Below are 6,886 nucleotides of genomic sequence, written 5' to 3'. Positions count from 1 at the left end.
GGCCGGCGCGGGCTGCAGGAGCGCCGCCGCCGCCGAGATGAAGCAAAGTCTCGATCTGCGCACAAAAAGCCCCTTTTCCCCGAAACATAGTCGGGAGGCTGGGCAGCAGCAATTGGAATCAAGACTTTATCAGAGCCGGCCGAAGCCCTGGTTGCTCGGCGCCTTGTGGCCGACATTGCCGCGCTGGGCGAGCGGATTGGTCTCGGCGAGGAGCTGGTCGAGCGTCGTGCGATAGAGCGCGCGCAATTGCGCTACCTGGGGCAGGATATGATCCGGGAAGAGCCGGATCTCGACCGCGTGGCGGCCGGCATCCTCGATCTCCTCGGCGAGCCCGCCCAGCGCCGTCGCGCCGAACTGCCGCGCCTCGGACTTGAGGGTGTGGGCGGGGAGGATCAGCGCGGCCGCCTCGCGGGCGTGCATCGCCGCCTCGATCGCCGCCACCGCTTTCTCGCCGTCCTCATGGAAATAGCCGAGGATGCGCACGAAGCTGGCCCCCAATTCCGCGCGCATGCGCGAGAATTCGGCCCAGTCGACCACGGATTCGGCGGCAGCGTCCACTCGTGCTTCCCTTCGCTGCGACAAGCCCCGTGAGCTTACCCGCGCCAGGTAAACAGCCTGTTGACGCGCCGACCCCAAAGCCACCGTAGCCGCCCGAACGGAATGGTTAACGCGGCGGTGACTTTGCGCCCGTCCCGAACGGATTTCGCGACGCGCGTGCGTGGAGGCGGACGGGGACGGCGCCGAAGCCCAATTCACGGCGGATGCCGTTGACGAGGTAGCGCAGGTAAGAATCCGGGAGCTGATCGACGCGGGTGCCGAACAGGACGAAGCTCGGCGGGCGGGTGTTGACCTGGGTGATGTAGCGCAGCTTAATCCGCTTGCCGCCCGGCGCGGGCGGCGGATTCTTCTCGACCGCTTCCTCGAACCAACGGTTCAATTGGCCGGTCGAGACCCGCTGCGACCAGGCCTCGCGCACCTCGAAGGCGGCGGCGAGGAGCTGGTCGATGCCCTTGCCGGTCCGGCCCGAGACGGTGAGCAGGGGGATGCCCCGCGCCTGGCTCAGACCCTCTTCGAGCGCCGCCTTGATGCCGTTGAACAGGCTGCTGCCTTCCTCGGCCACGTCCCATTTGTTGATCGCGACGATCAGCGCCCGGCCTTCCCGCAGGGCGGAATCGGCGATCTTGAGATCCTGCGCCTCCAGCCCGCGCGTGCCGTCGAGGAGGAGCACGACGACCTCGGCGAAATCGACCGCGCGGCGGGCGTCGGCGACCGAGAGCTTCTCGAGCTTGTACTCGACCTTCGCCTTTTTTCGCATCCCCGCCGTGTCGATCAGCCGAACCGGGCGGACATTTCCGTCCTTGTCTTGCCAGGACCAGTCGACCGCGATCGAATCGCGCGTGATCCCGGCCTCGGGGCCGGTGATCAGCCGGTCCTGGCCGAGCATGCGGTTGATCAGGGTCGACTTGCCGGCATTGGGGCGGCCGACGATGGCGAGCTTGAGCGGGCCTTCGCCTGCTTCACCCGCCTCGTCCTCGTCTTCGGCGGTGCGCTCGACATGGGGGCGGAGCTGCTCGAACAGGTCGGCGATGCCCTCGCCATGCTCGGCGCTGATCGCGATCGGCTCGCCGAGGCCGAGGTTGTACGCTTCGAGCAGCCCCGCCTCGCCGGCGCGGCCTTCCGCCTTGTTGGCGGCGAGGATCACCGGCGTCGTCTCGGAGCGCAGCCAGCGGCCGATCTCCTCGTCGAGGGGGGTGGTGCCCGCGCGTGCGTCGATCAGGAACAGCGCGGCATCCGCCTCGCGCACCGCAGCGACGGTCTGCGCGCGCATCCGCCCCGGCAGGGTCGCCGGATTCTCGTCCTCATAGCCGGCGGTGTCGATCACCCGGAAATCGAGGCCTAGCAGGTTCGCCTCGCCCTCGCGCCGGTCGCGGGTGACGCCGGGCCGGTCGTCGACAAGCGCCTGCCGCCTGCCGACCAGACGGTTGAACAAGGTGGACTTGCCGACATTGGGCCGGCCGACGATCGCGATGGTGGGCAGCTTGGCCATGAGACCGGCCGCCCTGCCCGCTTACCTCCAGGCGGTCAACCGGCCGTCGTCGGAGAGGATGTAGAGCGTGTTGTTGGCGACCACTGGCGCCAGCGAGAAGGTCGTATTCGACTCGACCGTCGCCAGGATGCTGCCGTCCACCGGGGAGACATAGGCGATCTGGCCCCGACTGCTGGTCAGGATCAGCCGGTTGCCGGCGAGGATCGGGCCGCGCCAGAAGATCGGATCGCGCCCTGGAGTCATCAGGCTGCGCCCCGGCGCGTCACTGCGGCCCGGGCGGCGCTCGCGCGGCGGCACGCGGAAGGCGGGGAGCTGGGCGATCCAGCGCACCCGGCCCGACGAGCGGGCAAGCGCGAGCAATTGCGCCCGGTCGGTGACGACGAAGACCCAGTCGCCCGCCACCCACGGCGTCGAGATGCCCGCGATGTTCAGCTCCCAGGCGCGCTGGCCGGTGATCAGCTCGACCGCGACCATGCGGCCGCCCTGGCCGACCGCGAAGACGCGGCCATTGTCGATCACGGGATCGGCGTCGATGTCGGAGATCGTGCCGACGATGGTGCTGATCCCGGTCCGCGCCAAGGCGTCCTGCCAGACGACCTGGCCGTTTTCGTAGCGATAGGCGGTGAGCTCGCCCGACGAATAGCCGGCGACGAGGGTGCTCTGCGCGAAGGCGGGCGAGGCGACGCCGAACACGCCGGCGAGCTCGAAGGAGGCGCTGCCCGTCCAGCGCCGCTCGCCGGTGGCGGCGTCGAGCGTGTAGAGCTGGTTATCCTGGCTCAGCACCCAGACATTGTCGCCGGCGATGGTCGGGGCGCCGCGCAAGGGACCGCCCGGCTTGACCAGCCACACCTGCGCGCCGGTGGCAGCATCGAGCGCGGCCGCGTCGCCCGCTCCGTTGGTGACGTAGATGCGGCCGCCGTCATAGGCGACGCCGCCGCCGAACAGGGTCTCGGACGGCGAATTTTCGCCGCGCACCTGGGTCTGCCAGAGCTGCGCACCGGTATCGGCGCTGAACGCGCGGACCACGGCGCGGGTGTCGATCGTGTATACGCGGCCGTCGGCGACGACCGGCTCGGAGCCGAGACGCGCGCGATTGCTGCTGCCTGCACCGATGCTGACGCTCCAGGCTTCGCCGAGGGTGTCGCCGAGCGCGACATGGCCCATCGACTTGGCGGCGTTGCCGCCCGATTGCGCCCATTCGGGGTTGAGGATCGGGCCGGGGACCGAGACCGGGAGATCGGCCAAAGCCGGATCGGCCGTGATCCGCGCCTCGCTGGCGAGCACCGGGGTGCGCGTGCCGAGCGTGGGCGTGTTGCGGCGATCGCCGCCGCCGAACGTGCCGCACCCGCCCAGCAGAGCGACGATGACCAGGCCTAACGCGATACGCTTCATTGGGCTTTTTCCCTCGTTGCGGCCTGGTTGCCGTCGGCGGGCGGATTGCCCGCTTCGTCGGGCTGGCCGCGGCTGGTTTCATTCTGCGGCAGCGCGTCCACGCCGAGCGCGCCGGCCATCTGGATGGCGCGGGTGCGGATCGACGGCGGCACCGTCTCGTCGCGGCCGATCTGGCCGAACAGTGGCCCGGCGAGATCGGGCCGGTTCATCCGCAGATGGGCGATGCCGACCATCTCGCCGGCCGAGCCGAACCAGGCCTGGCCGGGCCGGGCGAGCGGGCGCAGGCGCTGGATCACCTGCTGCGGCTGGAGGCTGTCGAATTCGAGCGCGGTCTGGCGGACCAAAGCGGCGTGGCGATAGGGCTCGGCGAGGCCTTCGTCGTCGGCGATGGCGCGCAGGGTGGCGATCGCCGCGGCATTGTTGTTCGCGGCGAGCTGGACGTTCGCCGGGGCGAAGAGCGCCGCGGCGCGATAGCCGTCAATATCGCTGTTCGCCAGTTCGTCGATCTTGGGCATGGCGGCGTTGCGGTTGCCGGCCTCCAGGCTCTGCATCGCGCTGACCAGCGCCTCGCCCTGGTCGCCGGCCTGGGCTTCGCTGCGCGCCTGCCACCAGAAATAGCCGCCGATCGCGCCGAGCAGCAGCACGAAACCGGCGACAATCGCCCAGCCATAGCGCCTGACGATCGTGTTCATCCGCTCCTTGCGGAGCTCCTCGTCGACCTCGCGAAGGAAAACCTCGCCGTCGTTGGGCTTGATCGCCAATCTCTTCTCCACTCCAGGGACGCGCCGCTCGAGGCAGCGTTTCCCCCTTCAAAAACGATGCTTGGCGCCCGCCCCGGACGCGCCGGCGGGCGCGCCCCCACGCGCTCATTACAGACGCGCTCGCCGAAGGGAAAGACCCCTCATTTCGGGCGATAAATCTGCTCCTCGGTCGGGAAGGCGCGGGCCTTCACGTCGCGGGCATAGGATTCGGCCGCCGCGCCGATCTCGGCGGCGAGATCGCCGAAGCGCTTGACGAAGCGCGGGGTCCGCTCGAACAGGCCGAGCATGTCCTCGGTGACGAGGATCTGGCCGTCGCATTGCGCCGACGCGCCGATCCCGATCGTCGGGCAGGGCACGATCCGGGTCGCCTCGGCCGCGATCTCCTCCATCACGCCTTCGAGGACGAGCGCGAAGCAGCCGGCCTCCGCGACCGCCCTGGCGTCGGCGAGCACCTTCTTCGCCTCCGCCTCGTCGCGGCCGCGGGCGCGATAGCCGCCGAGCGCGTTCACCGCCTGCGGGGTCAGGCCGACATGGCCGATCACCGGAATGCCGCGCTTCGAGAGGAAGGCGATCGTCTCCGCCATCGCCTCGCCGCCCTCCAGCTTGACCGCCGCGGCGCCGGTTTCCTTGAGCACCCGCGCCGCATTGCGGAAGGCCTGTTCGGGGGACTCCTCGTAGGAGCCGAACGGCATGTCGACGGCGACCAGAGCGTGCCACGAGCCGCGCACCACCGCCGCGCCGTGCGCGCACATCATTTCGAGCGTCACCGGGATCGTCGAAGGCAGGCCGTAGATGACCTGCCCCAGGCTGTCGCCGACGAGCAGGAAATCGCAATGCGGATCGAGCAATTGCGCCATCCGCATCGTGTAGGCGGTCAGCGAGACGATCGGCTCCTTGCCCTTGCGCGCCATGATCGCCGGCGCGGTCAGACGCTTCATCGGCGCCGGGCTGGGCGTGGCGCGGCTCGTCGCCGTGTCGATCGTGTAGGTGGACATGGCCGAACGCTTAGCCGATTTGCTGCGGCGCGGCAAAGCGCGGGTCGCGGCTCGTTCTTAAATTGGCCGGGGCTGGCGCATGGCTGGGGATCAGACGCGGCGCCCATGGGTGAAAACCACGAAAGCTGCCCGGCGCCCCGTGCTGAAGGTCTGCAATGCGCCCAATGCGGTCGTGCAGGCTTCAGTCGCGCTGTCCCGTAAGCGGACGTTGGGGGGTGCGCCTGTCCAGAGTGATCCAAAGCCTGAACGCCCAGGCTCCGTCTTCTCTAAATCAGCCCTTGCATCTTCATTAGGATCACCTAAATTAGGTTCTACTAATGGAGATGGGCATGAGCATCGGGCTTCCTGCATCTGAGTTCACACGTCATGCGGGCGAGGCCACAAGCATACTGAAAGTGCTGGCCAATCAGTTTCGGCTGCTGACCCTGTGTTATCTGGCTGAGAGTGGCGAGCTGTCGGTTGGGGAACTCGTCGATCGCGTGGGGCTCAGCCAATCGGCCTTGTCGCAGCATCTCGCCAAGCTGCGCGAGGAAGGGCTCGTTGCCACCAGAAAGGAAGCCCAGACGGTCTTCTACCGCGTCTGCGATCCGAAGGCAGAACAGCTGCTCGCGCTTCTCCATGACCTCTTCTGCCCGGAACTCCGTCAGTCGAGCGCCACCAGAACCAGGGGAAGCTGATCATGGACAAGGACATCAATCTCGAGCGAGCCGCTGCCCAAGTGCAGGCCGTGTTGCAGGGAAAAATTCGTACGCCGCACGTGAAGGCCTTCTTCGACGAGCCGACCTTTACCGCCAGCTACGTCGTGCATGACGCCGCGACCAAGATCGCCGCGATCATCGACAGCGTCCTCGACTTCGATCAGCCTTCGGGGCGGACGAGCTTCGAATCCGCCAACGCCATGATCGCCTATGTCGAGGCGGAAGGCCTCAAGGTCGAGTGGCTGCTCGAGACGCATGCCCACGCCGATCACCTGTCGGCCGCGCCCTATCTCCAGGAGAAGCTTGGCGGCAAGCTCGTCATCGGCGCTGAGATCGTCACAGTCCAGAACGTGTTCGGCAAGATCTTCAACGAAGGGACGCGTTTCGCCCGCGACGGCTCGCAGTTCGACCGGCTGCTCGTCGACGGCGACAAGCTGATGATTGGCGAGATTCCCCTGATCGCGCTCTATGTTCCTGGCCATACGCCGGCGGACATGGCCTACACCATCGGCGACGCCGTGTTCACTGGCGATACCATGTTCATGCCGGACTACGGCTCGGCACGGGCGGACTTCCCCGGCGGTGACGCTCGTCAACTCTACCGTTCGGTCCGCCGCCTGATGAAGCTGCCGGACCGGAGCCGCGTGTTCCTATGCCACGACTACAAGGCGCCGAACCGCGACGAATATGTCTGGGAGTCGACCATACTCGCCGAGCGGACCGGCAACGTCCACGTGCACGAGGGCGTGAGCGAGGAGGATTTCGTCGAGATGCGCACGCAGCGCGACGCGACCCTCTCGATGCCGAAGCTCATCCTGCCGTCGATCCAGGTCAACATGCGCGGCGGCCGGATGCCGGCGCCTGAGGAAAACGGCGTCAGCTACCTCAAGCTCCCGCTCAACCAGCTCTAAGCGGAGACGAAAGTCGTGGATACGATGACGCCATTGATGGCGATCGGCGGCGGCTTGCTGATCGGGTCCGCCGCCGCGCTCC

At 67.9% G+C, this 6,886-nt stretch carries 7 protein-coding genes; 2 read left to right on the top strand and 5 right to left on the bottom strand.

Annotation, left to right across the window (positions count from 1 at the left end):
* Positions 1–129: 129 nt before the first annotated feature.
* From ACT4N8_RS12630 to panB, 5 genes are all read right to left on the bottom strand, one after another.
* Positions 130–558 carry an Hpt domain-containing protein gene (locus ACT4N8_RS12630; RefSeq protein ID WP_444858480.1) on the bottom strand — a complete coding sequence of 143 codons (429 nt, stop codon included), beginning with the start codon at positions 556–558 and terminating at the stop codon, positions 130–132.
* A gap of 106 nt (positions 559–664) precedes the next feature.
* Positions 665–2,047, bottom strand: coding sequence for a ribosome biogenesis GTPase Der (gene der, locus ACT4N8_RS12625; RefSeq protein WP_444858479.1), 1,383 nt, complete (start codon positions 2,045–2,047; stop codon positions 665–667).
* Positions 2,048–2,068: 21 nt separating this feature from the next.
* Positions 2,069–3,439 (bottom strand): outer membrane protein assembly factor BamB family protein, encoded by a 1,371-nt coding sequence (locus ACT4N8_RS12620; RefSeq protein WP_444858478.1) that lies wholly within the window; start codon positions 3,437–3,439, stop codon positions 2,069–2,071.
* Positions 3,436–4,200 carry a tetratricopeptide repeat protein gene (locus tag ACT4N8_RS12615; protein ID WP_444858477.1) on the bottom strand — a complete coding sequence of 255 codons (765 nt, stop codon included), beginning with the start codon at positions 4,198–4,200 and terminating at the stop codon, positions 3,436–3,438. The genes ACT4N8_RS12620 and ACT4N8_RS12615 overlap by 4 nt, the downstream gene beginning before the upstream one ends.
* Positions 4,201–4,340: 140 nt before the next feature.
* Complete coding sequence (gene panB / locus ACT4N8_RS12610; protein ID WP_444858476.1) at positions 4,341–5,195, bottom strand: 3-methyl-2-oxobutanoate hydroxymethyltransferase; 855 nt, start codon at positions 5,193–5,195, stop codon at positions 4,341–4,343.
* 329 nt (positions 5,196–5,524) lie between these two features.
* On the opposite strand from panB, the gene ACT4N8_RS12605 reads away from it, so the two are divergent.
* Both ACT4N8_RS12605 and ACT4N8_RS12600 read left to right on the top strand, forming a co-directional pair.
* Positions 5,525–5,872: an ArsR/SmtB family transcription factor gene (locus ACT4N8_RS12605; protein WP_444858475.1), complete on the top strand. Its 348-nt coding sequence runs from the start codon at positions 5,525–5,527 to the stop codon at positions 5,870–5,872.
* 2 nt (positions 5,873–5,874) lie between these two features.
* A complete protein-coding gene (locus ACT4N8_RS12600; protein WP_444858474.1) occupies positions 5,875–6,804 on the top strand; it encodes an MBL fold metallo-hydrolase in 930 nt (309 codons plus the stop codon).
* Positions 6,805–6,886 lie beyond the last annotated feature (82 nt).

It is taken from the genome of Sphingosinicella sp. (assembly GCF_052387495.1).
GTDB lineage: Bacteria > Pseudomonadota > Alphaproteobacteria > Sphingomonadales > Sphingomonadaceae > Allosphingosinicella.
The sequence above is the reverse complement of the archived record's forward strand: the minus strand, read 5'-3'. Positions and strand labels throughout refer to the sequence as shown.